The organism is Pseudomonas sp. KT_2_4, assembly GCF_041410225.1.
Classification (GTDB): Bacteria; Pseudomonadota; Gammaproteobacteria; order Pseudomonadales; family Pseudomonadaceae; genus Aquipseudomonas; species Aquipseudomonas paracarnis.
On sequence record NZ_CP166962.1, the window covers coordinates 62721 to 87841 of the forward strand.

The following is a 25121-nucleotide window of genomic DNA, read 5'->3' on the forward strand; positions in this document are numbered from 1 at the left end:
CGCGCTATGAACAACCCAGGCCCCGACGACTTACAGAGCCGCAACTACCCGGTACCGGAAGATATGGCCTTGCAGCGCAAGGTCTGGCGCTTTGAGCGGGTGGGTTGGTACGCGCTGCTGGTGCTGATGGGGCTGAGCCTGGCGGGCCTGTTTTCCAGCGGGCCGCTGAGCACCCGCCAAGTGCGCAGTGCCGATGGGCAGTTGCGCGTGGAGTACCAACGCTTTTTGCGCAATGGCGCCTCCGATGGGCTGGTGGTTCATCTGCAAGGCAAGGCCCAAGAACCCCTGGAGGTCGAGTTGAGCGGTGAACTGCTGCGCGGCTTCAATATCGAGATGCTGCAGCCTCAGCCGCTCAAGGCCAGGGCGGCCGGGGAGGGTGTAAGCGTCTGGATGCTGAGTGACAGTGCTGGCCAGGCCGTGCTGTACCTGACCTTGCGCAGCGACACGGTGGGCAGCGTGGATACCCAGGTGTCGCGACCCACAGGGGCGTCCGTGCGCTTTTCTCAGTTTATTTACCCTTGACCGTCAGCCCCGACCCTAACGGCGTGAGCTGCACAGTTTTTCGATCAAGGAGATCAACGAATCATGGCCCACGGGCTTGCTGACATGCGCATTAAAGCCTGATTCAGTCGCCTTTTTCTGGTCATTGCCTGCGCCGTAGCCGGTCAATGCAATGGCGGGAGCCTGTCGAAGGTGGCCTACTTTACGCAGCTTCTGCATCAGCTCATGGCCATTCATTTTCGGCATGCCGATGTCCGAAATAATCACGTCGTAATGGGCATCCCGGGCTGTTTCAAGCGCGCTTAACGGGTCGCTGAAGGCGCTCACTTGGGCGCCTTCCATTTCCAGCAGCATGTTCAGCACCTCAAGGACTTCGGCTGAATCATCGACCAGTAACACCTTGAGGCCATTGAGGCGCTGATCTTCGTTCTGGGTAGCGCCGCTATCCAGCAGATGATCCTGCTGTTCGCACAGCGGCAACCAGATCGAAAAGGTGCAACCGAAGCCCAACCCTCGCGAATGCACGCTCACCGAACCGCCGTGGGCCTCCACCAGCTGCCGCACCAACGACAAGCCAATCCCCAGGCCTTCGCGCTGGTGAGTCTGGTGCTGGTTTTCCGCTTGCCCGAACAGGTCGAAGATTTCTTCCAGGCTTTCTTGGGCCAGGCCCGCGCCGCTGTCGATGACGTCCAGTTGCGCGCGCCCGTCCGAGCGGCTGACCACCAACTGCACCTGGCCGTCTTCGGGGGTGAATTTCAGGGCGTTGTTGACCAGGTTCCAGATCACTTGCTCGATGCGCGTCGGGTCTACGTCAACGATCAACGGGCCCGGCACCGAAGGGGTTTGAAGGCTGACCTGGCGACGATGACCGTCGGCAAGCACCACGCTATGAATGTCCTTGAGGGTGCGAATCAGGTCGATCGGTTGCTTTTTCAGCTTCAGCTTGCCCGTGCGAACCCGGGCGACATCCAGCAGGTCGTCAATGATCCGCGCCTGGCTGGACACCGCTTCGCAGATGGTATTGACCGCCTTGATGGCCGGGCCCGCGACCTTGGTGGCGGGCAAGCGCCGCAACAGTTCGGCGTTCAGCTGGATCAGGTTCAACGGATGCTTGAGTTCGTGGGACATCACCGCGAAGAACTCATCCTTGAGATGGCTGTTGGTCTGGGTTTCCTTCAAGCGCTGATTCTGTTCGTCCTGGGTGCGTTTGTGGCCGGTAAGGTCCCGGGCAATCTTGACGTAGCCGCGCAAACTATTGCTCTTGAGCTGGGTGACCTCGCCGCTGCAATAGAAGCGGCTGCCGTCCTTGCGCACATGCCAGCGTTCATCTTCGCCACGCCCATGTTCGCGGGCGGTGCGCAGTTCTTTCTCCGGCACGCCAGCGGTGCGGTCTTCCGGGGAGAAAATCAGATCGTAGTAAGCGCCCAGCACCTCGTCCTTGGTGTAGCCGAAGATCAGTTCGGCACCGGTGTTCCAGTCGGTGATGGCGCCATGGTCATCGAGGATGATGATGGCAAAGTCATGGGTGCTCTCGGCGACCAGGCGCATGCGCTCCTCGCCCAGGCGCAGTTCCTCTTCGGCCTGACGCCGCTTGGTGATATCAATGAAGGTCAGCACGGTGCCATCAATGTGATCTTCGCTGGAGCGGTAGGGCAGCAACCGCACAATGTACCAGCGGTCGTCGTTGCTGCTGATCTCCCGCTCGATCATGCTCAGGGACTCAAACACGGTGGTGGCGTCTTCGGTCATTTGCGGGTAATCGAGGCGATGGGTGATGTCCAGCAACGAGCGCCCGGTGTCTACCGGCAGCATGCTGAAAATATCCGTGGCCCGCGGTGTGAACCAGCGAATGCGCATGTTGCGGTCGACGAAGACCGTGGCGATGTCGGTGGACGCGATCAGGTTGGTCAGGTAGTCGTTGACCTTGTCCGTCTCTTCCACCTTGGTCTTGAGCTCGAAATTGACGGTCAGCAATTCCTCGTTGATCGACTGCAGTTCTTCTTTGCTGGTTTCCAGCTCCTCGGTGGCCGAGCGCAGTTCTTCGTTGACGGCCTGCATTTCTTCGTTGGAGGCCTTGAGTTCCTCGCTGGAGACTTCCGCCTGTTCGATGGTGTCCTGCAAGTGCAACTTGGTGCGTTGCAGCTCGCGCTCCAGGTTGCTCATGATCGCGTTTTCGGCCTGGGTGACGGTGTCGATGTCGGGCAGCAACGGGTCGACGGCGGTTTCCTGGAAGATCACCAGCACGTAGTCGTTTTCGGTCGCTTCATCGCGGTAGGGGCGGGCGCTGATGTCCACCAGGAAGGGGCCTTGCTCGCGTTGGATGCGGATCTTGCGTGAGGACACTGGGTTATTCGATTGCTGGACCTGGAACAGCGTGGTGCGAATATCCAGGCGCAAATCGGGGTGCACCAGCGTGACCAGGTTGTGCGTCACCTCGCCGGCCACGTAGCGCAGGAATCGACCTGCGCCTTCGCTCATGTGCAGGATATCGGCCTGCATATTCACGATAACGCTGGGCGGCGCGGCTTTTTCCAGGGCGCGCAGATGGATGTCTGCGAACGAGACCTTGCTGGGCGCCTTGGTTTCAATCGCCAGCGTCGTGGCGCTCGGGCGCAGATAGCCGCCTCGCGGCATGGTCGGGGCGCGGCGCACGGCGGACGAGCCGGCACGCACCCTGAAAATGCGGTTGCGCTTGTCCACCGGTACAAACAGGTCCAGGCAGCCGTCGGCCGACTCCGAGGAGCCGAGGAACAGGTAGCCACCGGGACGCAACGCGAAGTGGAACATTTGCAGGATGTCGCGTTGCACTTCGCGGTCCAGGTAGATCAACAGGTTGCGGCACACGATCAGGTCGATCTGCGAGAACGGTGGGTCGGCCAACAGGCTGTGTTTGGCGAACAGCACCTTTTCGCGAATTTCCTTGCGCACCCGGTAGTGCTGGTTCTTCTCCTTGGCAAAGTACTGGCGCAACCGTTGAGGCGGTACGTCGGTGATGATCGCTTCGGGGTACACGCCGTTGCGGCCATGGGTGATGGCCCGCTCATCTATATCGGTGGCAAACACCTGCATCTTTGCACCGCTGGCGTCCAGCGCCAGTTGCTCGGCCACCAGCATCGCCAGGCTGTAGGCCTCTTCGCCGGTGGAGCAACCCGCCGACCAGATGCGCACCTCCTCACGGTGCGGCACGCTGTCTTCCAGTGACTTCACCAGGTTTGGGATTACGTCTCGCTCAAGCGCTTCGAAGGCCTCGCGGTCGCGAAAGAAGTTGGTCACGCCAATCAGCATGTCGCCCAGCAAAGCCTTGGTTTCGTCCGGGTTGGCCTGGAGGAAGTTGTAATAGGTGGCGAGGTCGGGTTGGGCCGTGACCTGCAAGCGCCGCTCGATACGACGTAACACCGTGGCGCGCTTGTAATGCTTGAAGTCATGCCCGGTACTGGCGCGCAACTGGATTAGAATATCCAGCAACAGCTGCTCGGCCACGGCGGCATCGCGTTCGGAGCTGGGTGGGATGGTCTTGATCTCAGGATCGTTGGCGGTGGGCAGCACAATCGACTGGGCATTGCGCCACAGTTCCAGCAGCTTCTGCGGCATTTCCACCACCGGCAGCACCAGGTCGACCATCTGGGTTTCGATGGCCGCCAGCGGCATGCCATCGTACTCGGCGTCTTCCGGTGCTTGTACCAGGGTGATGCCGCCTTGCTCTTTGATGCGCGACAGCCCCACCGCGCCGTCTGAGCCGGTACCAGACAGGATCAGGCAAAACGCGCGTTCTTTATGGGTGTCTGCCAGGTCGCGAAAAAACAGGTCGATGGCAATGTGCGATCCACCTTCGCGCACGGCAGGCGAGACCGCCAGGTAACCATCGTTCATCTTCAAGAGCTGCGCCGGGGAGATGACGTACACGTGATTCTTTTCGATGGGCGTGGCGTCATTGACCTGCGACACCGGCATGCGGGTCGTTTCCTGGATGATCTTGTCTGCCACGCTTTGATGGTCGGGCGAAAGATGCAGGACCACCACGAAGGCCATGCCGCAGTCTTTGGGCATGTGCTCGAAGAACGCTTTCACGGCTTGCAGCCCGCCCGCCGAGGCACCGATACCCACCACCGGGAAATTCAAGTTACTGGGGGTCAGATCTTTGCGTTGCGGAACGTTGGGGGACCGCGGGGGGGCAGACTTCATAAATACCAACCTTGGATAACGGCGCACAGGAAGACGGGTGTAGGGGGAAGAATTTGAACAACGTGGGCGAGGGCTGAACCGACAGTGAAATATAGCTGAAAACCTGCTGCCAACAAAAAAAGCCTTGAAGCCACCCGGTCATTCGACGGACCACTTACTGCCGGTTGAGGCGCGCAACCTGCGGAAGGTTTAATCAAACTGACGAGTGGCCATCGCGGTTGCACGGTTATCCGATTTTCTGAAAATCCGTCTGAACTTCGCTTCCTGGCGAACCCTCGCAAAGAGAAACCCACCCAGGAGACGTTCTGATGAACAGCTACCCAAAACCACCCTTCAAAGCCCAGCAACAGCCCGTACCCGGTGAGCAGCGCAAGATGGACCCGATGCCCGATTGCGGTGAGCAGTCATACCAAGGCTCGGGCCGGCTCGCTAATAAAATCGCCTTGGTCACCGGGGCCGACAGCGGCATCGGACGGGCCGTGGCCATTGCCTTCGCACGTGAAGGCGCGGACGTGGCGGTGTCGTATCTGGATGAACATGAAGACGCCAAGGAGACCGCACGCTGGGTCGAGGCGGCGGGTCGTCAATGCCTGTTACTGCCCGGCGACCTGGGCGATGCGGCGCAGTGCACGGCCATCGTCAACGACACCGTGGAGAAGTTCGGCCGCATCGATGTGCTGGTCAACAACGCAGCGTTCCAGATGACCTATCAATCGCTGGAAGACATCCCCGACGAGGACTGGGTGAAAACCTTCAACGTCAACATCACCGCGATGTTTCGCATCTGCAAGGCCGCGCTGCCGCATATGGCCGAGGGCAGTTCGATCATCAACACCAGCTCGGTCAACTCCGATATGCCCAACCCCAGCCTGTTGCCCTATGCGGCCACCAAGGGCGCGATTGCCAACTTCACCGCCGGCCTGGCGCAGATGCTCGGCGAGCGGGGGATTCGCGTCAACAGCGTGGCACCCGGGCCTATCTGGACGCCGTTGATCGTCTCGACGATGACGCCGGACATGGTGAAAAACTTTGGCGGCAACACCCCATTGGGACGCCCAGGCCAGCCAGTGGAAGTGGCGCCGATCTATGTGCTGCTGGCGTCGGATGAAGGCAGCTACATCTCCGGCGAACGCTACGGCGTGACGGGTGGCAAGCCGATACTTTGATCAGTGATTGAGGAGGGCGGTATGAGCGAAGCCTCGAAGCACCACGAGCCGAATCCTTCTGAGCGCAAGGTGCGCCCGCCGGCGGCTAAGCGAAACGATAAATCGCAGGCACCGGCAGGCGGACAACAGGCAAAGGAGCAAGGCGGTGTTGCTCCCGGAGGGCCTTCGACAGACCCTGAGTCAGGGGCGTGAACGCGAGGGGATATACACTCGGCCTGACATCCTGATGGGTTGTCAGGCCGCTATCGCAGGCTGACGTTATTTGCGCTTGGAACGATGAATTCGCATCCACTCCCGATAGGCCACTGTACGCTGCGCATCCGCACGTTTCTTCGCCTCGGTAAACCGCGCCCACGTCTGCGCATCGCCGCTGTAGGACTCAATAATCTCGTACGCCAACGCGTCCAATCGATCCGCTTCGAAGAACATCTCGGCGTTTCGCGTGACCTCGTCGTCCCGCCTGTTTGTAGTTGTGTAACCAAGAGTCTGACTGTTCATCCTCTGAGGCCCTCCGCCCATTGAATCTGTGCCGCGCCACTCCAGCGCACCTGGGTAATGCCGTATTTCTCCGCCATCGGTTTGGACACACGCTTGAACGTGTGTTGCCCAAATTTGGGGATCACCGCCACACCAGCGTCACAACTGGCCCAATGCCAAGCCTCGGCATTGTCCATGCGCGGTGCGCGCACGATGAAGGACTTGGGCTCGCCATGCAGCTGGTACTCGATAGTGAATAGGTCGTTGTGTTTCATGAGGCCTCCTTGATACTCATGAACTACAGATATTTGACGTCAAAAATAATTCAAATAAGTTGTCCGACAATTCGATGACTGGGCGCAAGGCATGGATGAAGCCTAATCATCTACCGTAAAGGTGACCCATCCGGGCCCATCGGCCGGGCGTTGCAGCTCGGCGATGACACCGCTGACGGAGGATCCGTCGGGCAAATTGACGGTGATAAAGTTGGGATTGCCTGGCCAATCCATTGGCGTGTCAAAGTCCAGGCGCGCGATGGTCGGTTTACCGCTACTTGTCATTTGGATGCTTTTTGATTCGTTAAGGCATTCATCTGAATGTGTTCCAAGATGGCGCGAGGCAGTGATGACACTGGCAATACCTTGGTAGTCGTAAGACATGCTGGGTTACCTCATGTAAAGGGAACAACGAACATCAAATGTGGGAGCGGGCTTGCTCGCGAAAGCGGTGGATCAGTCACATCAATGTTTAATGGACCGACGCCTTCGCGAGCAAGCCCGCTCCCACAGAGGAGTTGTGCTTGACTGGCTGCTATTCGGGGTTTGCCCCGTTTTCATTTGTGACGAGCCGAATATTTGCGCGCAACGACAACGCCGCCCACTAGCAGCGCTGCGCCTATTGCAACCATCCCATAGGGCGTACGGCGGGTTTGCCGCCAGCCGCCTTCGACACGACGTTCGCCGCTTGCCGGGGTGTAGAGGTTGCCCGTAGAGGTCGCGGCGCGCTGGCTGCGCTCCAGGCCGAGGCGGGTGAGCCAACCGGATAACCGGGCAAAGCCGGGCAGCAAAAAATGCGCGACGCGGGCCACGGTGGCAGCGCTGCCTACCGTGGTGCTGTCCCTCGGTTGCAGCGCACAGGCCACCATCGCTTGCGCGACTTTATGTGGGTCGTAGACCGGTGGCGGTGGCGTCAACTCGTGGCCGGTAAAATTGCCGCCATCGCGAAAGCCCGGTGTGTCCATCACGGCGGGATAGATGTCGCACACATGAATATCCGGGTAGTCAGTCAGCTCGCCGCGCAGTGCCTCAGTCAGGCCGCGCAGGCCGTATTTACTGGCCGAGTAGGCGACGGCATAGGGCTGGGCTACCCAACTGCCCAGCGACAAGGTGTTGATCAGAGTGCCGCGGTGCTGGGCTTTGAAATAGGGCCACGCCACGTGGGCGCCGCGCAGGTACCCGAGCAGGTCGGTTTGCAGCACCTGTTCGTGGGCTTCCAGGGGCGTGTCCTCGAAACTGCCGACGGCGCCTACTCCGGCATTGTTGATCCAGATATCGATGCGGCCATTGCCGAAGGCCGCCGCTTGTTCGGCAAGGGCGCGCATCTGGTCGCCCTGGGTTACATCGGTTTTAACGGCGATGGCCTCGGCGCCACGCGCAGCGCATTCCTCGACGACCTCTCCCAAGGCCTTTTCATCTCGGGCCGCCAATACCAAGCGGGTACTTTGCTCGGCAAAGGCGTGAGCAGCCGCGCGACCAATGCCACTGGAGGCGCCGGTGATCACCACGGTCTTGCCGTGCAGTTTCCCCTTGGCCTGCATGACGCCAGGCGAATCCTCGGGCACGTGGACGGGCACCGGGTGCAGTTGCAAGCGGGTACCGTCAGTCAGTACCAGGGTCAGGTTCTCGAGGGTGCCAGCGACGCGGTCGGGAAATACCGGTTCGCCTGTGGCGTCGAGCTCATCATAGATAAACGTCTGGCCCTCAAGCCATCCGACTGCTGTCATCAGTTCAGGGCCCAGGTAGTACTTTCCGTCCAGGAAAAACCCGCTGAAGTTCGGTGTGCGCTCCAGGTTTTCCACGGCGTATCGCTCGCCAGGCCTCATTCCGGTTGCGGTATCAATCATCATGACATCCTCCTTTGGCTGGTCTTGGGGTAGAGAAGGGCCCGCAAATGATCGTTCAATCCAAATGACTGAATGGTGGTGTCAATGTTGATGGGCCTTCAGGGTCGGGTCGGCGATCTGGATAACCGTGCCCTGGCGCCACGCGTCCGCGCCGGGCGCGATGGGCGGCGCGGGGATATCGGCACGCGTCTTTTTCTTGTCGGCACTGTCGATGCCCAGTCGTTTATCTCGTTCGGCGACCATACGCGGGTCAGCCTGGCCGTCTGCGGTAAACCCCATCATCAACTGAGGCACGCCTAACGGCAGGCGTTTATCCAGATCGGTATGCCAGGTGTGCCAGGTCTTGCCGTAGGTGTGCACCAGCTTCTCCATCAGCGCATGTTCCGCCGCCTCAGGAATGCCCGGCGCGACCAGTTGCCCTGACTTCACTTCATGCACATGGCTATGCCACAACGCCTTTTCAGGCGCGGGCAGCGTGTTGAACTGCGCCTCGCTGATGATGTACTCCACGCCCATCAACTTGGCATCCTTGCGGTTGCCGTCGTAGATCACACACTGGATGACCTCCTCGTTGAGGATTGCGCAGTAGTGATGGGCTTCCATTTGCACATCGGGATGGCCGTTGTAGAAGTGAAAACCGTCCAGGTAGGCGTTCAGGGCATCAATCGGTGGGCGTGATTGCAGCAGGGCGGCGCCGGCTTCCAGCGTTCGGGTCGAAGGCGTTGTCGGCTTCCCAGGTGCCTCGACATTCGAAGGTGAGTTGTTGCCAGCGCAGGCGCTGAGCAGGGACAGCGCAACTGCGGCGGATAGGGATTTTGTCACTCGATGGGTTGGGGTGTCAGTCATGGTCGGCTGCCTCCTGTTGCCGGTGTGGTCACATTCGATGATCTGCGTCAGGGCTGATCCTGTTCTCGTTGGAAAGACGCGCGTACAGGGCGTTCAAAATGCTTTGAGTTGAACACTCACTCATTCATCAGGTCGTTTTTTATAGAGGCGCTGACAGCGCAATTGCTTACCTGCCAGTGAGGTGTTCATCCCATGCACAAGACTGAAAATCGAGCGTCGACGCTGCTTACCCAATTGCTCCGGGCACGCGGGCCGGGCGGTCAGGAAGACGAGGTGCGCGCCATTTGCCTGGAAAGCCTGACGCCGTTGTGCGATGAGGCCTGGGTCGATCGGGCGGGTAATGTGGTGGGTTTGATCAAGGGCAAGCACAACGATGCCGAGCCTGCCGGTGCGGTTAAAGTCATGGCACATATGGATGAAATCGCCATGGTGGTTAAACGCGTCGAGGCGGATGGCACGTTGCGGGTGACGGCGCTGGGTGGGGCCAACCCGGTCAACTTTGGCGTGTGCCCGGTGGATATCCTGGGGGACACACGCATCCTTCCTGGCGTGCTGTCCTTTGGCTCGATGCACGCCACCAGTAATACGGCACAAGGGGCTGATGTGCTCTCGGGCGATGTGCACTGGAACGACGTTCATGTGATCACGCGATGCACTGCCCAGGCATTGTGCGAGTACGGCATTCGGCCCGGAAGCCGTGTGGTGCTGAGCCGTCATTGGCGTGAGCCCTTCCAAGTGGGCGATGCCATTGCCGCGCATTTTCTGGATGACCGCGCCCCGATTGCTGCCGTTCTGCATACAGCCCAGCTGCTGGCTTCGCGCCGGGAGGCGTTGGCCAGGGATGTCTATCTGGTATTCACCACGCTCGAAGAGGAGTGCAATGCCGGGGCAATGTATGCCGCGTCGACGCTACCCGGCGACACCACCATCGCGGTGGAGGTGGGGCCGGTCATGCAGGAATACGGCACGCGCCTGGCCGTCGACCCGATCATCAATACGGGGGACCAGAAAGGCTATTACACCCGGGCGGTGGTCAACGACCTGGCGGCTGCCGCAGAGCGCTGCGGCTACAGCCCCCAATATGCGCTGTTGGTGGATTTCGCTTCGGATGCCAGTGCGGTCATGAGTAACGGGACCTGCGCCCGCGCCGGCTGCCTGGCCATTCCAACGGAAAATACCCATGGTTATGAATTGATTCTGGATGGGGCGGTGCAGGCCTGTGCCGCGACATTGGCCGAGTACCTTGCAGCCTGATAGACGGTGCAAGGTACGCTGACCGGTGGGGCTCAGATTGGGCCGCTTGGAGAATCTGTCTCCTGCCTGATTTCATCGGCCGCATTGGGTTGCCCCAGCTTGCTGTATTGCTCGCGCAATTTTTGCAACTCTCGCGACCCAAGCTTATCCAGGCTTAACGCCGCATTGTGAGCTTCTTTGGTGGCACGAATCAGCTCGTCCAGTTTCAGATGAAGAATATCGTTGTCGCGGTTCTGGGTATTCTGGATCAGGAACACCATCAGGAAGGTGATGATGGTAGTGGAGGTGTTGATGATTAACTGCCAGGTGTCGTTGTAATGAAAGTAAGGCCCGGTGAGCGCCCAAACAGCAATCAAGCTGACGGCTGTCAGAAAGGTTTTTGAGCTGCCCGCCTGGTTGGAGAGTTTTTGGCAGAATTTCGCGAACTTCATGGTGCTGTCTCCTGGGGGATGTTCCTCTGTAGACCCCAGCAGAATTTCGAAATTCTTTTTTACAAATCGTTTTTTTTTGACAAAAATCAATGAGCAAATCCCTCTTGCACAGGAGCACTCAGCATGTCGGTCGCTGCTTCTATCGTTGAATACCTCAAGCACCATCAGTTGGTCATCACGACGGCGGAGTCGTGTACCGCAGGCAAGATCATCACCTTGCTTTCGCAGGTCGACGGCAGCGGTTCGTGGATCGAAAGCGGGTACGTGGTGTATTCGCCAGAAGCGAAACAGCGGCTGTTGAACGTGCGTCGCTATACCATCGATACCTTCAATCTCACCAGCTGTGAGGTCGCCCAGGAAATGGCCCAAGGCGCGCTGCGCGACAGCCCCGCTGATGTGGCGGTCGCCACCACTGGCCTGCTGGGGCCGGATGGAATTGATGGCATTCCCCCAGGCACTGTCTGTTTTGCCTGGGCCTATCGAAACGGCGGGGCACTGAGTGTGTTCAGTCGCAAGGAACGCTTTATGGGTTCTCGTGAGCAGGTGCAGTTGGCCGCGTCTCTTCATGCATTGAAATGGCTGCCGCATTTTCACCAACGGGCGATGGCCGGTGAACGCGCCTAATGCTGCCAAGTGCGCGCGTTTACGGCTGCGGTTCGATGTCCATCAGCAAGTCGCCGTTGGTCAAGGATTCAGCCTCCTGCACCACGCCACGATAGGCCTGACCATTCCATTCAAAGCTAATCCAGTGGGCCTTCGGCAATAGCTTTGGCCATGGCGGTGCAAGCCGCAACTGCACGCCGGGCGCAGTGCGCACAAGTTGCCCCATGCATTCGCTGGCGAGCGTGTTCACACCGAACAGCGTGTCATGCAGGTATTGAATGTTGACCGGTTGCAACGTTGCGTCAGTAGCGTCTGGCATATCTGTTACCCCACCGATGACAGCCAGAAAGACTGTCTGGCGATGACCATTTCTTCACGTATTTCCCGCACAAGCCGGTTGATCCCCGAAACACCGTGGTAGTGGGCGCGGTTGATGTTGGCGATGGTGAATTGGTCCATACCGTGCGCCGTTACAGTGACTGAAAGGCTGCCGTCCGCGTTGAGTGCGCACTTGACCGCGCACTTGGGAAGGCGAGCGGACAGGGCCGTTTCGATTTCGGCTTTCGTTAACGTATCCATGAGTTCACCGCATAAAGGACTCAGCGCGGTAAGGCTAGCTCATAATGACGGGGCGTAAATACTGGCAAGGTGATAGCTTTGTAAGAAGGGTCGTCCACAACTTTGCGTCGAAAGCCTCTACTTGAAACTTGGGCTGAAGGTTCGCTCGTTGTTAAATCAAGCGGGCAGGATGAGGGGGGATTATAAGGTGTAGCCTGTTCAAACTATTGGGTTTGAAGGGGCAGCCAGGCTGCCCCTCCTACCGTTACTCAAGAACCCGACTTCCGACCGCCGCCGTGGCTGTGCTGGCCACCCTTGCGACCTGCTTCAGAGGCCTTTTCACGGTCGTTGGCGAAATTGCCGCCCGACGCTTGGCCGCCTTTTTTACCGGCTTCGGAGGCTTTTTCGCGATCATTGGCAAAGTTGCCCGGGTTTTTATTACCTGTAGTCATGATAGTTCTCCAATCGCTAAGTTTGCGTTTCGTTAGTTGGCCGTTTCGCAACGGACACTTATTCCGATATTGGCTTTTTGAAAAATGTTTTACCGATTTTTCTAACCGGCGACGAACGGTAATTTGGTTGAAAAAAGTTATACAAAGATGCGGTTGATGCGCCGCTTCGTATAACTTTTATTGCCGGCCAGCGCTTTGATATTAATCAGATCGAAACGGCTGGTTTAGTTAGCGGTCCTGCCATTCGTCTTTTTCGTCGCACTCTAAAAAAGGGTGTGGTTCCAACGAGGTTCCTAACCTGTGAACGGGAGCTTTTCAGCCATGAAACACAACCCATCCAACCCACAGTACCGGCCGCTCGAGCATCCAGACGCACCCAATGAAGACGGTTGCGTCATCGGCACTGCCGGGCGCGACGAAGACCCCAACGCGACTACCGATTGGGACCATCCCGACAGCGCCGCAACACCCGCTGACGCCACCATCAAACCCGCCAGCGGTACGCCCGGCATCGACGCCGTGCCCGAGTCGGAAAACGACGGCGCCAATTGAGAGAACTGCGCTACAAGTGCCGTTTCGCTTGGCCTGCAGCGCATTACCGCTGGTCGTGATGCGCTGGTTTATTTTGAAATTTTCCACGCGCAGGCCACTTCCCATGCAAGGTAGGCGCGCATTCCAGCAGGGCGCCTTTTTCCGTAAGCCTGAGGAGATTTGTTCATGTTTCTACATAACAAGCGACTTCAATACACCGTGCGTGTCGCCGAGCCCAACCCGGGCCTGGCTAACCTTTTGCTCGAACAGTTTGGCGGCGCTCAAGGTGAGTTGGCCGCCGCGTCCCGTTACTTCACCCAAGCCTTGGCGGAAGACGACCCGGGGCGCAAAGATTTGCTGATGGACATCGCCACCGAAGAACTCAGCCATCTGGAGATCGTCGGCTCCATCATTGTCATGCTCAACAAGGGCGCCAAGGGGCGAATGGCCGAAGGCGTGGAAGAGGAGGGCGAGTTGTATCGTGCCCTCAATGGCGCCGGCAATGACTCGCATATCACCAGCCTGCTGTACGGGGCGGGTTCGCCTTTGACCAACTCTGCCGGCGTGCCGTGGACCGCCGCCTACATCGACACTATTGGTGAACCCACCGCAGACATGCGCTCGAATATCGCCGCCGAAGCCCGGGCCAAAATTGTCTATGAGCGGTTGATGAACGTCACCGATGACCCGGGTGTAAAAGATGCGCTGGGGTTTTTGATGACGCGGGAAATCGCTCACCAGATATCCTTCGAAAAAGCGCTGCATGCGATCCAGCCGAATTTTCCCCAGGGCAAGTTGCCGGGCAAACCGGAGTTCACCCAGGTGTACTTCAACATGTCCCAAGGCGCGGAGAACCTGCGCGGGCCCTGGAACCAGGGTGACGGTTGGGAGTTTGTGGAAAACCCACAACCGGCGGTCGATGGCGGTGACGGCACCGCCAGCGTGCAGTTGGACGCCGACGATGAAGCGGTGCTGAGCGCGATGAAAATCCGCACGCTCTCGGACCCTACCAGCGACCCCACCACCGGCGCTGACCTGGGGGCGGGCCTCAAGCCCAAGCCCGACCTTTGATTGAGAACAGCCGCACGCTGAAGGGCGTGCGGTGCTTTCGACTTTCTTGACGAGGACAACGACATGGCAACCCCACAGGAAAACCTGCTCGACTGGCTACGTGATGCCCATGCGATGGAGCAACAGGCCGAGAAAATGCTCAAGGCACAGTCCGAGCGCCTGGAGAATTACCCCCAACTCAAGGCGCGAATCGACGAGCACATTGAGGAAACCCTTGGGCAGCAGCAACTGATTGACGAATGCCTGACGCGTTTGGGAGGCAGTGCTTCGACCCTTAAAGATGTGGGCGGCAAGCTGATGGCTTTCGGTCAGGCGGTCGGTGGCTCGCTGATGAGTGACGAGGTGATCAAGGGCGCGATGGCCGGCTACGTGTTTGAAAATATGGAAGTGGCCAGCTACACGGTGCTCATCGCGGCCGCGAAGGCAGCGGGTGATGCCGAGACACAAGCGGCGTGCGAAAAGATTCTACCCCAGGAAGTCGCCATGGCTCAGTGGTTGCTCGCGCACTTGCCAGAGCTTACGCAAGCGTTTTTGCAACGCTCTGAGGCGCCTGACACACAAGCCAAGCGTTAAAGACACGTGCGGTGCCCTTGGGGGGCGCCGCGTCCGCTCGGCACAAGATGGCACTGCGCAGCGTTTTCACGGTCCATGGAACACGTACCACGTATCTGGAGGTGAACCTTGGCGACAAAGAAGAAGCCTGTGGTCGACGGTATGGAATTGGCAATGCTGTCTGCCAGCCGCAAAGACCTGTTCTTTGCGGCCATGCAAGCCAGCCACAGTGCAATGATCGTGACCGACCCCGCGGGGCCTGATAACCCGATCATCTTTGCCAACCAGGCGTTCCTGACCCTGACAGGCTTTGAACTGGACGAAGTGATCGGACGTAATTGCAGGTTCCTGCAGGGGCCTCAAACCGACAAAAACGCGCTGCACCAAGTGCAGCGCGCGGTTGAGCAGCACCATGAGGCCTGTGTCGAGGTGCTCAATTACCGCAAGGATGGCTCGACCTTCTGGAACGAGCTGTTCATTTCGCCGTTGTTCAACGAACGTGGGCAACTGGTGTATTTTTTCGCATCGCAGTTGGACGTGAGCCGGCGCCACGACGCAGAACAGCGCGTGCGTCGCGCACAAGACCTGGAAGCGCTGGGGCAACTGACCGGTGGCATTGCCCATGACTTCAATAACTTGCTGCAAGTGATGATGGGTTATCTCGACTTGATCCAGCAGAGCGCCAAGCGCCCCGGTAGCGATCCGCAGCGCATCGTCAACAGTGCCAGCCGTGCCAGGGCAGCGGCGGAAAAAGCTCAGACCCTGACCCAGCAGTTGCTGGCGTTTTCGCGCAAGCAACGGCTCGACAGTCGAGTGATCAACTTGAACAGCTTGCTCAGCCGCCCCGAATTCATGGCACGTGCGCTGCAGGGCGTCGAGTTGCATGTAGAACTTGCCGACGATTTGTGGAACTGCCGCATCGACCCTGTCCAGGCGGAGCTGGCAGTGCAGCACCTGTTATCCAATGCCCAGGATGCTTTGCGCGGGCGTGCAGACCCAGCGGTAACCGTCCAGACCTGCAACGTCCAGGTACCGGGCGATGTCGGTGCCGAGCGTGATGGGTTGACCGAGGGCTGTTACGTGAGCATTTCGGTCTCGGATAACGGCAACGGCATCGACGCAGGTATTCAGGACAAAGTCATGCAGCCGTTCTTCACCACCAAGGAGGAAGGCCAGGGCTCAGGCCTGGGGTTGTCGATGGTGTATGGCTTCGTCAAGCAATCGGGCGGCACGGCGCGGATTCATTCAGACCCGGGCATCGGTACGACGATTCGATTGTACTTTCCTGCAGATGACAGCCAGCTGTGGGTCGAGCAGACACCCACAGCCATCTCACCGCAAGGTAACGAACGCATCCTGATCGTGGAGGACCGGCCCGAGGTGGCCGAGTTGGCGCAGGTCATTCTGTCTGACTACGGTTACCACACGGACATCGCCCTCAATGCCGCCGAGGCATTGGGCATGCTCAAACAGGCGACGTATGACTTGGTGTTCAGTGACTTGATCATGCCCGGCGCGATGAATGGCGCGGCGTTGGCGCGGGAGGTGTCGCGCTTGTATCCGCACATCAGGATCTTGCTGACTACCGGCTATGCGAAAGACGCGTTGGCCCGCGCGGAGATAGAGGTGCATGAGTTCGAGTTGATTCCCAAGCCGTATCAGCCTGCTGATTTGCCGCGCAAAATCCGGGCGGTGCTCGATGCCTGATCGAGCAGGCCAATGCGCTCAAAATGTGGGAGCTGGCTTGCCCGCGAAGGCGGTGTGTCCGTCACTGCATCTGTTACAGCACGACCGCTTTCGCAGGCAAGCCAGCTCCCACAGTTGATCTTCGTTGCTTTGAGCATTGCATTCCGCGGGTGCCCGCCCCGCAGAGCTACCTCAGCACCGCCAACGCCAGGTTAAGGGCCAGCACCAGCACAATTGAAAACCCGAATATCCTGCGCGCCCAGCCGGTCGGATCAGTCAGCCGTGTACTGCTGGCCGCCAGGTTGAGCCAATACCCCCCAAGCCCGAGCATCACCACAAAATACAGCGCCGCCATCTGCGCCACCGCGCCCAGCATCAGGGCGCTGGCGAGAAAGGCCAGCATGTACGCCTGGATCTGCCGATGGGCTTGGGCCAGGCTCAACAGCGGCAAGCCTGCGGCGCGGAAATCCTCGCGGCGCATAACGGTGATGGCGTGTGAATGCGGCATCTGCCAACAACAGAACACCGCGATCAGCAGCATGGCCGTGAGGTCAAACCGCCCGGTGACCGCGCAATAGCCGATCACCGGCGGCATCGCCCCGGAGACGCTGCCGATCAAGGTGGCCCAGTGGGAACGCCGCTTGAGCCAGTAGGTGTAGACCCCCGCATAGATCACCAGCCCGACCATTGCCAGCCCACACGCCAGCGCATTGCTGCCGGCCCACAGCAAGCCAAAACCGCAGGCGCCCAGGACGATCCCATAGCCTGCGGCAGTGGACACCCTGATGGTGCGCAATGCCAATGGCCGATGACAGGTGCGCACCATGCGCCGGTCGATGTCGCGGTCAATGCAGTTGTTGATGACACAACCGCACCCGATCACCAGGGCGGTGCCGAGCAGGGTGGCAAGCCCGTGCGTCACCGAGGCCACATGCCCGCTGGCGGCGAGCAGGTAACCGCCCAGCACCGAGGCCAGGTTACCGACAATAATGCCCGGCTTGGTGAGCTCGATGGCGGTATTGAACAGCCCCCGCCAGTGTTTCAGTGCGCCAGCATGTTGTGATGAATACTGTCCATGATCCATAACGAAAGCCCCACCAACAGAAGAATGATGACCGCCGAGAAAATCAGCGCAATCAGGTTCCAGCGTTGTTCTTCGGCCGTGTCCAGGTGCAGGAAGAACTTGAGGTGGACCACGATTTGTATCGCGCCCAGCGCCACCACCAGCCAGGCGGTGACGGTGCGCGGCAGTGACGGGAACATCACCAGGCCGAACGGGATCAGGGTGAGCAGTACTGACACCAGGAACCCGACCAGATAGGAGCGACTGCTGCCATGGCTGGTACCGGCACTGCTGTGAAGCGAGCTTTGCTTGTACATGTCACACCACCCCCAACAGATAGACCACGGTAAAGACGCAGATCCACACCACGTCCAAAAAGTGCCAGAACAGGCTCAGGCAACTGAGCCGGGTGGCGTTGGTGCTGGTCAGGCCGCGTTGCTTGACCTGGACCATCAGCACCGCCATCCAGATCAACCCGGTGAACACGTGCGCGCCGTGGGTGCCGACGAGGGTGAAGAAGGCCGTCAGGAAGCCGCTGCGGTCCGGCCCGTAGCCTTCTGCGATCAAGTGGTGGAATTCGTTGATCTCCATGGCGATGAAGCCCGCGCCCAACACGAACGTGAGCCCCAGCCAGCGCAGCACATCGCGTTGCTTGCTGTGGTTCATGGCGAGCATGGCGTAGCCGTAGGTGATACTGCTCAACAGCAGCAGCATGGTTTCGGCGAGCACATAGGGCAGTTCGAAAATATCCATGCTCGACGGCCCGCCCGCCACGCTGTCGCGCAACACGGCGTAGCCGGCGAACAAGGTCGCGAACAGGATGCAGTCGGTCATCAGGTAGATCCAGAACCCGAACAGGCTCAGGGAACCGGCGTCTTCATGCCCTTGTTCGTGGGTGTGGGCGATGTCTTTTTCCATAACGATATTGGACATGGGTCAAGCCTCTGCCAGGTCTTTGAGACGTGCCGTTTCGATGCGCGCGACTTCCTGCGCGGGCACGAAGTAATCGGTGTCTTCGTCGTAGCTGCGCACCACGAACGCCACCACCGAGGCCACCAGGCCGAACGCCGCCATCCACCAGATGTGCCACACCAACGCAAAGCTGCAGACCAGCGCAAACAGGCTGATCACCAGGCCCGACGCGGTATTGCGCGGCATGTGGATGCTGCGATAGTCGGTGTGGCTGAGGGTGCTGACGCCGCGCTCCTTCATGCCCCAGTACGCGTCCAGGTCATTGACCTTGGGCTGCTCGGCGAAGTTGTACAGCGGCGGCGGGGACGCGGTGGCCCATTCCAGGGTGCGCCCGTCCCACGGGTCGCCGGTGAGGTCGCGGTATTGATGACGGTTGCGGATGCTGACAAACAATTGCAAGGCTTGCGCCGCCACGCCGCAGAGGATGATTGCCACTCCCACCAACTCCAGCAGCAGCCAGGGCCGCCATTCGGGGTTGTCGAAATGATTGAGGCGGCGCGTCATGCCCATGAAACCCAGCACGTAGGAGGGCATGAACGCGAAGTAAAAGCCCACCAGCCAGCACCAGAAAGCGATGCGCCCCAGCTTGTCGTTCAAGCGGAAACCGAACGCTTTGGGGAACCAATACGTCAGGCCGGCCATATAGCCGAACACCGCGCCACCGATGATCACGTTGTGAAAGTGCGCGATCAGGAACAGGCTGTTGTGCAGCAGGAAATCGGCCCCGGGCACCGCCAGCAGCACCCCGGTCATGCCGCCGATGCTGAAGGTCACGATAAAGCCCAGGGTCCACAGCATGGGCGTTTCGAAGCGCACGCGGCCGCGGTACATGGTGAACAACCAGGTGAAGATTTTCACCCCGGTCGGCACCGCGATGATCATCGTCATGATGCCGAAGAACGCGTTGACGTTGCCCCCCGCGCCCATGGTGAAAAAGTGATGCAGCCACACGATGAACGACAACACGGTGATCGCGATGGTCGCCCATACCAGCGACACGTAGCCGAACAGCCGCTTGCTGCTGAAGGTGGCGGCAATCTCGGAAAACACCCCGAACGCGGGCAGGATCAGGATGTACACCTCCGGATGCCCCCAGGCCCAGATGAGGTTCACGTACATCATCGGGTTGCCGCCGGCCTCGTTGGTGAAAAAATGCATACCCAGGTAACGGTCCAGGGTCAGCATCAACAGGGTGGCGGTGAGGATCGGAAATGCCGCCAGGATCAGCACCGACGTGCACAGCGCATTCCAGGTGAACACCGGCATCTTGAACAGCGTCATGCCTTCGGTGCGCATCTTCAGGATGGTGACGAAGAAATTCACCCCCGTGAGCAGCGTGCCGATGCCGGATATCTGCAATGACCAGATGTAGTAATCCACGCCGACGCCGGGGCTGTAGCCCAGCTCGGATAACGGCGGATACGCGACCCAGCCGGTGCGCGCGAACTCACCGACCCCCAGCGAAATGTTCACCAGCGCCGCACCCACCACGAACAGCCAGAAACTCAGGGCGTTGAGAAACGGATAGGCCACATCCCGAGCGCCGATCTGCAACGGCACGACGATGTTCATCAAGCCGACCACGAAGGGCATGGCCATGAAGAAGATCATGATCACGCCGTGGGCGGTGAAGATCTGGTCGTAATGTTCCGGCGGCAGGTAACCCGGCCCGCCGCTGGCGGCCATGGCTTGTTGGGTGCGCATCATGATCGCATCAGAAAACCCACGCAGCAGCATCACCAGGGCGACGATGATGTACATGCAACCGATCTTCTTGTGGTCCACCGAGGTGAACCATTCGCGCCACAAATAGCCCCACTTGCGTTTCCAGGTAATCGAGCCCACCAACGCCACCCCGATCAGGCCGACGATGGCCAGGGTGTACATCACAATGGGTTCAGTGGTTGGGATCGCGTCCCACGACAGTTTTCCGAACATGGTTACCGCTCCTCAGCCAGCAGACTTGGGTGTTGATCGGTGCGTTGTGCAGCGTCGCTCAATGGCGAGCGCCGGGGTTTATTGGCCTTGTTCATGCCTTCGTATTTATCGACGATGTCCAGGAACAAGCGCTCCTGTACCGCCGAGTAATAGGTCACCGGGTGCTTGAGGGTCGGCTTGGCCAATTGCGCGTAAGTGCTGTGGTCCAGAGAGGTGGCCGCGCCCTTGACCTTTGTCACCCAGGTTTGAAAGTCGGCAGTGCTCAGGGACAGCGTGGTGAAATGCATGTCGGAAAAACCGGGGCCGTTGTAGTTGGCGGCAATCCCTCTGAACTCACCGGTTTCGTTGGCGATCAGGTGCAACTTGGTCTGCATGCCGGCCATGGCGTAGATCTGCCCGCCGAGTGCGGGAATAAAGAACGAGGTCATGGCCGCGTCGGAGGTGACGGTGAAACTTACCGGCGTGTGTACCGGCAGGGCCAGTTCGTTGACGCTGGCGATGCCCAGGTCAGGGTAGATAAACAGCCATTTCCAGTCGGTGGCCACCACCTGCACATTGATCGGCGGGGTGTCTGACTCCAGCGGGCGATAGGGGTCGAGTGCGTGGGTGGTCTCCCACGTCACCCACCCCAGGACGATGATGATCAGCAGGGGAACGCCCCATACCACCGCTTCGATTTTGTGCGAACTGGCCCAGCGGGGGGAGTAACGCGCTTTTTTATTGGTGGCGCGGTAGCGGTAGGCGAAGACAAACATCATCACAATCACCGGAACGACCACCAGTAGCATCAGGCCCGTAGCGAGAATAATCAGGTCGCGCTCATCGGTTGCTACTTGCCCCTTGGGGTTGAATACCACCAGGTTGCAACTGGTGAGTAAGAAGAGGCTGGTGATAGTGACCAGGCAATAACCCATCGCTCGTTTCATGCCTTGCTCCTGTATTGGAAACTTGCGTTTTGCTGTGCCGAATCAGTGCTCAAGCGTTAACTAAGCGAAGCGCTTGTTAACCTCAGGAGCCGTCAGGTGTTAAACACTCGGCAATAAGGTGCCGTCAGTAGAAAAAGTGCTTCTACTGCTCGGTTTTATTGGCTTCTGCTGCCGCTCTGCAGGGCGCCTTTCGCCGCGCTCCCGAACATTTTGAATAGAGCCCGGTGGGTTGGTTTAACAATTTGTTTCCTCGCCTGACGAACGGTTTAACAGGCGAAACGGTAAAAGGTTTTTATCGGTGCATGATGGAGGTGGCCTTGCAGAAAGTCTGAATTCTGGTTAGGGATTTCAGTCGTTAGTTGATGGCCAACCCCACTAACGGTTTTGGAGAAGCGCTATGTTTATACGGGGCAACACCTATAAAGCCTGGGTCTCAAAAGCACTGAAAGAAAAATGCTTCACCCGGGAAGTCGAAAACGGCTGCCATATCGAAGTCAGGGCCCGAGAGCGGGAGGACGCTGATATTGAAGTGCTGCTCTGTGTTTATACCGCGACGGGACAATGTGTGGTTGAACGCATCAAGCAGTTGCCGGGTGCCGAATGGACGGTGAATGACGCGCTCAAACGCGGTATTGATCAGGCGGAACGGATTGCCGGAGGTGAGTCCGGCCGACTGCCCTGTGCTGACGCTCACGTGCACGACGACGATTGAGTGGCTCCGCGATCTTGAATGTGGGAGCTGGCTTGCCTGCGATGACGGCCGACAGCCGGCGCCTATCTTCCTGATCCCAAACGATCCAAATGTGGGAGCGGGCTTGCTCGCGAAGGCAGCCTGACAGCCGATGAGGATTTTGGTCCGACAGGCAAGCTTGGACCTCGGTGCATCAGTTAGACAAGCGTCGGCTGCCCGGCCGTCACGGGAGCAAGCTCCCTCGCCACACGGTGTAGCGTCGCGGCAAAATAAAAAAGCCCGCACAGAGTGCGGGCAAGACAGGAGTTTTTACCAAGAGCCTGGAGTGAACAGACTCAGTATTAAGAAACAAAAGAAGCATGAGCAGTTTTATTTTTTTAATGCGAGGCCGACGAACGGTAGTGCAACAGCAAGTGCGTGATCGTCGTCATTAAAACATTAAAATTTCTGAACCTTCGTTCTGAGCAAATAACAAAAAAATCAGAAGGAGAGGTTATGAAAAATTCTTTATATGTCATCGAATACGAATACCACCACGAGCCTAAGTCTTTCATTATAAGAGCGGAGGTGATGAATAACGCAGAGGCGTGGCATTGGGCCTGTTGCGATGCAGGCATTGGCATTATTCCCAGGTCGCGTAATGAAAAGATCAAACGCATCAGTAAACCGCTGGCCGAGCGCTACGGTCTTGAGAATGTAAGATGGCGCCCGTCTGGGAGTATCCCGTTTATTGCAAAGCCTTATGTGCCGCCGCCACCCGAATGAATGTATTTTTAATGGACGGTGTCCATGCGGGTGGCGGTAGGGGCGAGGCGCGTGTTTACTGTTTTTTGCGTCGCTCCTGCAACATGCACAACTTTTGCACGCTGCGTTGAAGTGCCTCTTTCATCAGGTCTGCTGCATAGTGTTGCTTGCAGGCCGGGCAGAGCATGTCAGAGGCCGACGACACCAGAAAGTCGGGGTCATCCAGCGTCGATTCGTAGGGTTGTTTGCATTGCAGGCAACTTCGGTTCGCTTGTAGATGGATCACATCGATTCCTCCCTGAATGAACGGCCACTCTCGATTAAGAAATGGGCGTTTTCAACTGCTAAAAAGGAGGAATTCAAACAAGCGATTAGTTGATGTTTTAATGCCAGTATCGAGAGGCGGCGGGGCGGGGATGACGCTTGGACGGCTGCCGATGTTTTAGAACCCTGGCGGGTTTATCGACAGGCGCGTCCTCACTCTCGGCTCTGTGGGTTCAGCTGTTGGGTTTTCTGCTGCGGGTTTTTTGCCCGGCGGCGGTCGCCTGGCGCTTTGATCGGTCCGGGTTGGGCGGGGTGACGCTACTTTCTATCGAGCCTGCCAGGCCGTCAGTCGGCGGGGTTGTCAGCTCCTCCCTGGCTTGTAACCAGTGCACGAAATCCTGACCGTCAGGCTTCCCTTGCTGTTCCCAAATGCGGTACGCGGTGAGTCGGATCGTTTCTTCGTCCATTGTGAGGCTCCCCTATTGAATAAAAGGTGCTAGGAGTGAATGAAGCTGCTCACGAACTCCGCCTTGATCACGGGCAGTTCGATCCCATGGATCAAGCCGGCGGTCAGCGCTTGTTGCGGATCAAGAATGCGGGGCGCGGCGATCAGGTACTTTTCGGTCTCCAGTTTTTCGACGGCATCGGCGGTGCGCTCGGCCACGATGCGTGCGTACAACTGCAAGTCGTAATCGAGGCTCATCGCGTATTCGGACATGCGCGAATGGTCAACCGCGCCTTGCACATGCCAGTGGAAGGGGTGGAACAGGAATTTGCTGTGCTTGCAGGCGGTCCTGCGCTCACCAGCCAGGAAGATGATATTGCCCATGGATTCCACGGTGCCGAGGTTATGGGTATGCACCGGAATCGGCAGGGACAATAAAAAGTTGTACATCGTAAAGCCGTAGCTGCATTCACCACCCATGGTGGCGATATTCAGTACCAGGCCCTGGGCATCTTGTTGTACGGCCAACGAGGCTTTTTCAATCAGTTGGCTGCACGTAGAAGCGGTGATCGGTGCGGTGAAGTTGATAATGTGTAAAGGCATGGTGTCCCTCATCAATGAAAGCAGGGGAGCACGGCTCCCCTGCATCAAGCACATCAGCTTTTGCGTCCGCCGCCGTGGCTGTGTTCGCCACCTTTACGCCCGGCTTCGGAAGCTTTTTCACGGTCGTTGGCAAAATTGCCGCCACTGTTCTGGCCGCCTTTGCTGCCCGCCTCGGCGGCGCGTTCGGGGTCATTCTTGAAATTGCCCCCGCTGTTCTGGCCGCCTTTGCTGCCGGCTTCAGCGGCGCGCTCGGGATCATTCTTGAAGTTCCCGCCACTGTTTTGGCCACCTTTGCTGCCGATCTCCTGGTAGAACTCTTTGTCATGGGACGCAGAAGTGGCTTCGCCGCCTTTTTTACCGGCTTCGCTGACGCTCATGTTGCCTTGCTTGTCTTGAGTAGTCATGTTCAGTTACCTCGTCGTTATGTCGGTAATGTAACGTTCACTTCGATTGTGCTTGAAGCGTGCACTTGGTCGCGGGCATCAAGCTGCACGATTACAAGTGCCTTTCACACAAGGGTGGCGTTTTAGATGCACTTATCGTGGCTTCGGCTTGTTCAGCAAGTTGCTGATGTTCGTAACACGCAGACGTATTAGAACGCAGGCCGGTCCTTGCTTTAGTTTGCACTTCTACAATCGGCCTGCGAGCTGGCTCGCCGCGCTGATTATCAATGTACGCACGCATGATCAATGCCCTTTGTTAACAAACGGAACAGCGGTACTGCCCGTGTGGTCAGGACTTACGCCCCCCACCATGACTGTTCTGGCCGCCTTTACGCCCGGCTTCCGCGGCTTTCTCGCGGTCGTTGGCGAAATTGCCGCCAGAGGCCTGTCCACCTTTCTTTCCCGCCTCTGATGCTTTTTCGCGATCGTTAGCAAAGTTTCCAGGGTTTTTATTGCTCGTCGTCATAACAATACTCCCAGTCTTGAAATGTCGTTTCGCTAGTTGCCCGTTTATGCAACGGACATCTTTTCTGATAAGGGAAAGTGCGCAGATGTTTTGAAATTTTTTAAAAAGGGCGATGAACGGTAGAGTGGCAGATG

At 58.5% G+C, this 25121-nt stretch carries 30 protein-coding genes; 10 read left to right on the top strand and 20 right to left on the bottom strand.

From position 1 onward, the window contains the following. Positions 1–6 precede the first annotated feature (6 nt). Positions 7–522: a hypothetical protein gene (locus AB9N64_RS00285; protein WP_014718013.1), complete on the top strand. Its 516-nt coding sequence runs from the start codon at positions 7–9 to the stop codon at positions 520–522. Positions 523–537: 15 nt separating this feature from the next. Here AB9N64_RS00285 and AB9N64_RS00290 read toward each other — a convergent pair whose 3' ends face one another. Beyond that, the gene (locus tag AB9N64_RS00290) at positions 538–4683 is read right to left on the bottom strand and encodes a CheR family methyltransferase (protein WP_371359828.1); all 4146 of its coding nucleotides are present in this window, start codon (positions 4681–4683) and stop codon (positions 538–540) included. A 308-nt stretch (positions 4684–4991) separates the two neighbouring features. On the opposite strand from AB9N64_RS00290, the gene AB9N64_RS00295 reads away from it, so the two are divergent. After that, on the top strand, positions 4992–5849 hold the full coding sequence (locus AB9N64_RS00295) for an SDR family oxidoreductase (RefSeq protein ID WP_371359829.1): 858 nt from the start codon (positions 4992–4994) through the stop codon (positions 5847–5849). 258 nt (positions 5850–6107) lie between these two features. On the opposite strand, the gene AB9N64_RS00300 is transcribed toward AB9N64_RS00295, so the two are convergent. The 5 genes from AB9N64_RS00300 to AB9N64_RS00320 all read right to left on the bottom strand — a co-directional run bounded on the left by AB9N64_RS00300 (position 6108) and on the right by AB9N64_RS00320 (position 9294). Continuing rightward, complete coding sequence (locus AB9N64_RS00300) at positions 6108–6347, bottom strand: hypothetical protein (RefSeq protein ID WP_019821471.1); 240 nt, start codon at positions 6345–6347, stop codon at positions 6108–6110. Continuing rightward, entirely contained in the window at positions 6344–6601 is a 258-nt protein-coding gene (locus tag AB9N64_RS00305) for a DUF6555 family protein (protein WP_003190423.1), read from the bottom strand. Before AB9N64_RS00305 ends, AB9N64_RS00300 begins: the two co-directional genes overlap by 4 nt. Positions 6602–6703: 102 nt before the next feature. Beyond that, complete coding sequence (locus tag AB9N64_RS00310) at positions 6704–6985, bottom strand: hypothetical protein (RefSeq protein ID WP_371359830.1); 282 nt, start codon at positions 6983–6985, stop codon at positions 6704–6706. Between the two features lie 173 nt (positions 6986–7158). Next, positions 7159–8448 carry an SDR family oxidoreductase gene (locus AB9N64_RS00315; RefSeq protein WP_032903514.1) on the bottom strand — a complete coding sequence of 430 codons (1290 nt, stop codon included), beginning with the start codon at positions 8446–8448 and terminating at the stop codon, positions 7159–7161. 81 nt (positions 8449–8529) lie between these two features. Next, a complete protein-coding gene (locus AB9N64_RS00320; protein ID WP_014718018.1) occupies positions 8530–9294 on the bottom strand; it encodes an OBAP family protein in 765 nt (254 codons plus the stop codon). A 192-nt stretch (positions 9295–9486) separates the two neighbouring features. Between AB9N64_RS00320 and AB9N64_RS00325 the strand changes: the two genes are divergently transcribed. Then, entirely contained in the window at positions 9487–10548 is a 1062-nt protein-coding gene (locus AB9N64_RS00325; RefSeq protein ID WP_106111768.1) for a M28 family peptidase, read from the top strand. Positions 10549–10580: 32 nt separating this feature from the next. Here the strand turns inward: AB9N64_RS00325 and AB9N64_RS00330 are convergent, their stop codons facing one another. Then, complete coding sequence (locus AB9N64_RS00330; RefSeq protein ID WP_014718020.1) at positions 10581–10979, bottom strand: low affinity iron permease family protein; 399 nt, start codon at positions 10977–10979, stop codon at positions 10581–10583. 123 nt (positions 10980–11102) lie between these two features. On the opposite strand from AB9N64_RS00330, the gene AB9N64_RS00335 reads away from it, so the two are divergent. Continuing rightward, complete coding sequence (locus AB9N64_RS00335) at positions 11103–11603, top strand: CinA family protein (protein WP_019821476.1); 501 nt, start codon at positions 11103–11105, stop codon at positions 11601–11603. Between the two features lie 19 nt (positions 11604–11622). Here the strand turns inward: AB9N64_RS00335 and AB9N64_RS00340 are convergent, their stop codons facing one another. The 3 genes from AB9N64_RS00340 to AB9N64_RS00350 all read right to left on the bottom strand — a co-directional run bounded on the left by AB9N64_RS00340 (position 11623) and on the right by AB9N64_RS00350 (position 12592). Then, the gene (locus AB9N64_RS00340; RefSeq protein WP_020303212.1) at positions 11623–11901 is read right to left on the bottom strand and encodes a hypothetical protein; all 279 of its coding nucleotides are present in this window, start codon (positions 11899–11901) and stop codon (positions 11623–11625) included. A gap of 5 nt (positions 11902–11906) precedes the next feature. Then, positions 11907–12161, bottom strand: a complete 255-nt coding sequence (locus tag AB9N64_RS00345) for a hypothetical protein (RefSeq protein WP_014718023.1) — start codon at positions 12159–12161, stop codon at positions 11907–11909. 248 nt (positions 12162–12409) lie between these two features. Then, positions 12410–12592, bottom strand: a complete 183-nt coding sequence (locus tag AB9N64_RS00350; RefSeq protein WP_003190457.1) for a general stress protein — start codon at positions 12590–12592, stop codon at positions 12410–12412. Between the two features lie 321 nt (positions 12593–12913). Here AB9N64_RS00350 and AB9N64_RS00355 point away from each other — a divergent pair, with 321 nt between their 5' ends. The 4 genes from AB9N64_RS00355 (at position 12914) to AB9N64_RS00370 (ending at position 16453) form a co-directional block, all read left to right on the top strand. Then, positions 12914–13144 carry a hypothetical protein gene (locus AB9N64_RS00355; RefSeq protein WP_371359831.1) on the top strand — a complete coding sequence of 77 codons (231 nt, stop codon included), beginning with the start codon at positions 12914–12916 and terminating at the stop codon, positions 13142–13144. Between the two features lie 165 nt (positions 13145–13309). Beyond that, positions 13310–14194 carry a manganese catalase family protein gene (locus tag AB9N64_RS00360; protein ID WP_014718025.1) on the top strand — a complete coding sequence of 295 codons (885 nt, stop codon included), beginning with the start codon at positions 13310–13312 and terminating at the stop codon, positions 14192–14194. Between the two features lie 63 nt (positions 14195–14257). Continuing rightward, on the top strand, positions 14258–14767 hold the full coding sequence (locus AB9N64_RS00365; RefSeq protein WP_133634799.1) for a ferritin-like domain-containing protein: 510 nt from the start codon (positions 14258–14260) through the stop codon (positions 14765–14767). A 153-nt stretch (positions 14768–14920) separates the two neighbouring features. Next, positions 14921–16453: a histidine kinase famiy protein gene (locus AB9N64_RS00370; protein ID WP_231125719.1), complete on the top strand. Its 1533-nt coding sequence runs from the start codon at positions 14921–14923 to the stop codon at positions 16451–16453. A gap of 166 nt (positions 16454–16619) precedes the next feature. On the opposite strand, the gene cyoE is transcribed toward AB9N64_RS00370, so the two are convergent. Genes cyoE through cyoA form a run of 5 tightly spaced genes read right to left on the bottom strand, consistent with a single transcriptional unit; the run spans position 16620 to position 21331 of the window. Beyond that, positions 16620–17516, bottom strand: a complete 897-nt coding sequence (cyoE, locus tag AB9N64_RS00375; RefSeq protein WP_191949207.1) for a heme o synthase — start codon at positions 17514–17516, stop codon at positions 16620–16622. Beyond that, on the bottom strand, positions 17474–17812 hold the full coding sequence (cyoD, locus tag AB9N64_RS00380) for a cytochrome o ubiquinol oxidase subunit IV (RefSeq protein WP_058410191.1): 339 nt from the start codon (positions 17810–17812) through the stop codon (positions 17474–17476). The genes cyoE and cyoD overlap by 43 nt, the downstream gene beginning before the upstream one ends. A 1-nt stretch (position 17813) precedes the next feature. Beyond that, a complete protein-coding gene (gene cyoC, locus AB9N64_RS00385; protein WP_371359832.1) occupies positions 17814–18428 on the bottom strand; it encodes a cytochrome o ubiquinol oxidase subunit III in 615 nt (204 codons plus the stop codon). A gap of 3 nt (positions 18429–18431) precedes the next feature. Continuing rightward, positions 18432–20405 (bottom strand): cytochrome o ubiquinol oxidase subunit I, encoded by a 1974-nt coding sequence (gene cyoB, locus AB9N64_RS00390; protein WP_014718030.1) that lies wholly within the window; start codon positions 20403–20405, stop codon positions 18432–18434. Positions 20406–20407: 2 nt separating this feature from the next. Further along, on the bottom strand, positions 20408–21331 hold the full coding sequence (cyoA, locus tag AB9N64_RS00395) for a ubiquinol oxidase subunit II (RefSeq protein ID WP_014718031.1): 924 nt from the start codon (positions 21329–21331) through the stop codon (positions 20408–20410). A gap of 397 nt (positions 21332–21728) precedes the next feature. Between cyoA and AB9N64_RS00400 the strand changes: the two genes are divergently transcribed. Together AB9N64_RS00400 and AB9N64_RS00405 are read left to right on the top strand one after the other, a co-directional pair. Beyond that, the gene (locus AB9N64_RS00400) at positions 21729–22043 is read left to right on the top strand and encodes a hypothetical protein (RefSeq protein ID WP_020303217.1); all 315 of its coding nucleotides are present in this window, start codon (positions 21729–21731) and stop codon (positions 22041–22043) included. A gap of 474 nt (positions 22044–22517) precedes the next feature. Beyond that, on the top strand, positions 22518–22787 hold the full coding sequence (locus AB9N64_RS00405) for a DUF6555 family protein (RefSeq protein ID WP_003190473.1): 270 nt from the start codon (positions 22518–22520) through the stop codon (positions 22785–22787). 55 nt (positions 22788–22842) lie between these two features. On the opposite strand, the gene AB9N64_RS00410 is transcribed toward AB9N64_RS00405, so the two are convergent. The 5 genes from AB9N64_RS00410 to AB9N64_RS00430 form a co-directional block, all read right to left on the bottom strand. Beyond that, a complete protein-coding gene (locus tag AB9N64_RS00410) occupies positions 22843–23052 on the bottom strand; it encodes a hypothetical protein (RefSeq protein ID WP_019821488.1) in 210 nt (69 codons plus the stop codon). A gap of 211 nt (positions 23053–23263) precedes the next feature. Beyond that, on the bottom strand, positions 23264–23497 hold the full coding sequence (locus tag AB9N64_RS00415) for a DUF2934 domain-containing protein (RefSeq protein WP_019821490.1): 234 nt from the start codon (positions 23495–23497) through the stop codon (positions 23264–23266). Positions 23498–23526: 29 nt separating this feature from the next. Then, a complete protein-coding gene (locus tag AB9N64_RS00420; RefSeq protein ID WP_371359833.1) occupies positions 23527–24078 on the bottom strand; it encodes an ATP-dependent Clp protease proteolytic subunit in 552 nt (183 codons plus the stop codon). Positions 24079–24131: 53 nt separating this feature from the next. Further along, positions 24132–24482 carry a general stress protein gene (locus AB9N64_RS00425; protein WP_019821493.1) on the bottom strand — a complete coding sequence of 117 codons (351 nt, stop codon included), beginning with the start codon at positions 24480–24482 and terminating at the stop codon, positions 24132–24134. A 328-nt stretch (positions 24483–24810) separates the two neighbouring features. Further along, positions 24811–24987, bottom strand: coding sequence for a general stress protein (locus AB9N64_RS00430; protein WP_014718037.1), 177 nt, complete (start codon positions 24985–24987; stop codon positions 24811–24813). Positions 24988–25121: the final 134 nt, after the last annotated feature.

Bases quoted from the DNA above. Each gene is read 5' to 3' on its own strand.
- AB9N64_RS00305 (WP_003190423.1), bottom strand. From the start codon at position 6,601: ATGAAACACAACGACCTATTCACTATCGAGTACCAGCTGCATGGCGAG.
- AB9N64_RS00345 (WP_014718023.1), bottom strand. From the start codon at position 12,161: ATGGATACGTTAACGAAAGCCGAAATCGAAACGGCCCTGTCCGCTCGC.
- cyoB (WP_014718030.1), bottom strand. From the start codon at position 20,405: ATGTTCGGAAAACTGTCGTGGGACGCGATCCCAACCACTGAACCCATT.
- AB9N64_RS00430 (WP_014718037.1), bottom strand. From the start codon at position 24,987: ATGACGACGAGCAATAAAAACCCTGGAAACTTTGCTAACGATCGCGAA.
- AB9N64_RS00350 (WP_003190457.1), bottom strand. From the start codon at position 12,592: ATGACTACAGGTAATAAAAACCCGGGCAACTTTGCCAATGATCGCGAA.
- AB9N64_RS00415 (WP_019821490.1), bottom strand. From the start codon at position 23,497: ATGGACGAAGAAACGATCCGACTCACCGCGTACCGCATTTGGGAACAG.
- AB9N64_RS00285 (WP_014718013.1), top strand. From the start codon at position 7: ATGAACAACCCAGGCCCCGACGACTTACAGAGCCGCAACTACCCGGTA.
- cyoD (WP_058410191.1), bottom strand. From the start codon at position 17,812: ATGTACAAGCAAAGCTCGCTTCACAGCAGTGCCGGTACCAGCCATGGC.
- AB9N64_RS00325 (WP_106111768.1), top strand. From the start codon at position 9,487: ATGCACAAGACTGAAAATCGAGCGTCGACGCTGCTTACCCAATTGCTC.
- AB9N64_RS00420 (WP_371359833.1), bottom strand. From the start codon at position 24,078: ATGCCTTTACACATTATCAACTTCACCGCACCGATCACCGCTTCTACG.
- AB9N64_RS00335 (WP_019821476.1), top strand. From the start codon at position 11,103: ATGTCGGTCGCTGCTTCTATCGTTGAATACCTCAAGCACCATCAGTTG.
- AB9N64_RS00290 (WP_371359828.1), bottom strand. From the start codon at position 4,683: ATGAAGTCTGCCCCCCCGCGGTCCCCCAACGTTCCGCAACGCAAAGAT.
- AB9N64_RS00340 (WP_020303212.1), bottom strand. From the start codon at position 11,901: ATGCCAGACGCTACTGACGCAACGTTGCAACCGGTCAACATTCAATAC.
- cyoC (WP_371359832.1), bottom strand. From the start codon at position 18,428: ATGTCCAATATCGTTATGGAAAAAGACATCGCCCACACCCACGAACAA.
- AB9N64_RS00360 (WP_014718025.1), top strand. From the start codon at position 13,310: ATGTTTCTACATAACAAGCGACTTCAATACACCGTGCGTGTCGCCGAG.
- AB9N64_RS00365 (WP_133634799.1), top strand. From the start codon at position 14,258: ATGGCAACCCCACAGGAAAACCTGCTCGACTGGCTACGTGATGCCCAT.
- AB9N64_RS00405 (WP_003190473.1), top strand. From the start codon at position 22,518: ATGAAAAATTCTTTATATGTCATCGAATACGAATACCACCACGAGCCT.
- AB9N64_RS00330 (WP_014718020.1), bottom strand. From the start codon at position 10,979: ATGAAGTTCGCGAAATTCTGCCAAAAACTCTCCAACCAGGCGGGCAGC.
- AB9N64_RS00310 (WP_371359830.1), bottom strand. From the start codon at position 6,985: ATGTCTTACGACTACCAAGGTATTGCCAGTGTCATCACTGCCTCGCGC.
- cyoE (WP_191949207.1), bottom strand. From the start codon at position 17,516: ATGGATCATGGACAGTATTCATCACAACATGCTGGCGCACTGAAACAC.
- AB9N64_RS00425 (WP_019821493.1), bottom strand. From the start codon at position 24,482: ATGACTACTCAAGACAAGCAAGGCAACATGAGCGTCAGCGAAGCCGGT.
- AB9N64_RS00295 (WP_371359829.1), top strand. From the start codon at position 4,992: ATGAACAGCTACCCAAAACCACCCTTCAAAGCCCAGCAACAGCCCGTA.
- AB9N64_RS00320 (WP_014718018.1), bottom strand. From the start codon at position 9,294: ATGACTGACACCCCAACCCATCGAGTGACAAAATCCCTATCCGCCGCA.
- AB9N64_RS00300 (WP_019821471.1), bottom strand. From the start codon at position 6,347: ATGAACAGTCAGACTCTTGGTTACACAACTACAAACAGGCGGGACGAC.
- AB9N64_RS00400 (WP_020303217.1), top strand. From the start codon at position 21,729: ATGTTTATACGGGGCAACACCTATAAAGCCTGGGTCTCAAAAGCACTG.
- AB9N64_RS00315 (WP_032903514.1), bottom strand. From the start codon at position 8,448: ATGATTGATACCGCAACCGGAATGAGGCCTGGCGAGCGATACGCCGTG.
- AB9N64_RS00355 (WP_371359831.1), top strand. From the start codon at position 12,914: ATGAAACACAACCCATCCAACCCACAGTACCGGCCGCTCGAGCATCCA.
- AB9N64_RS00370 (WP_231125719.1), top strand. From the start codon at position 14,921: ATGCTGTCTGCCAGCCGCAAAGACCTGTTCTTTGCGGCCATGCAAGCC.
- cyoA (WP_014718031.1), bottom strand. From the start codon at position 21,331: ATGAAACGAGCGATGGGTTATTGCCTGGTCACTATCACCAGCCTCTTC.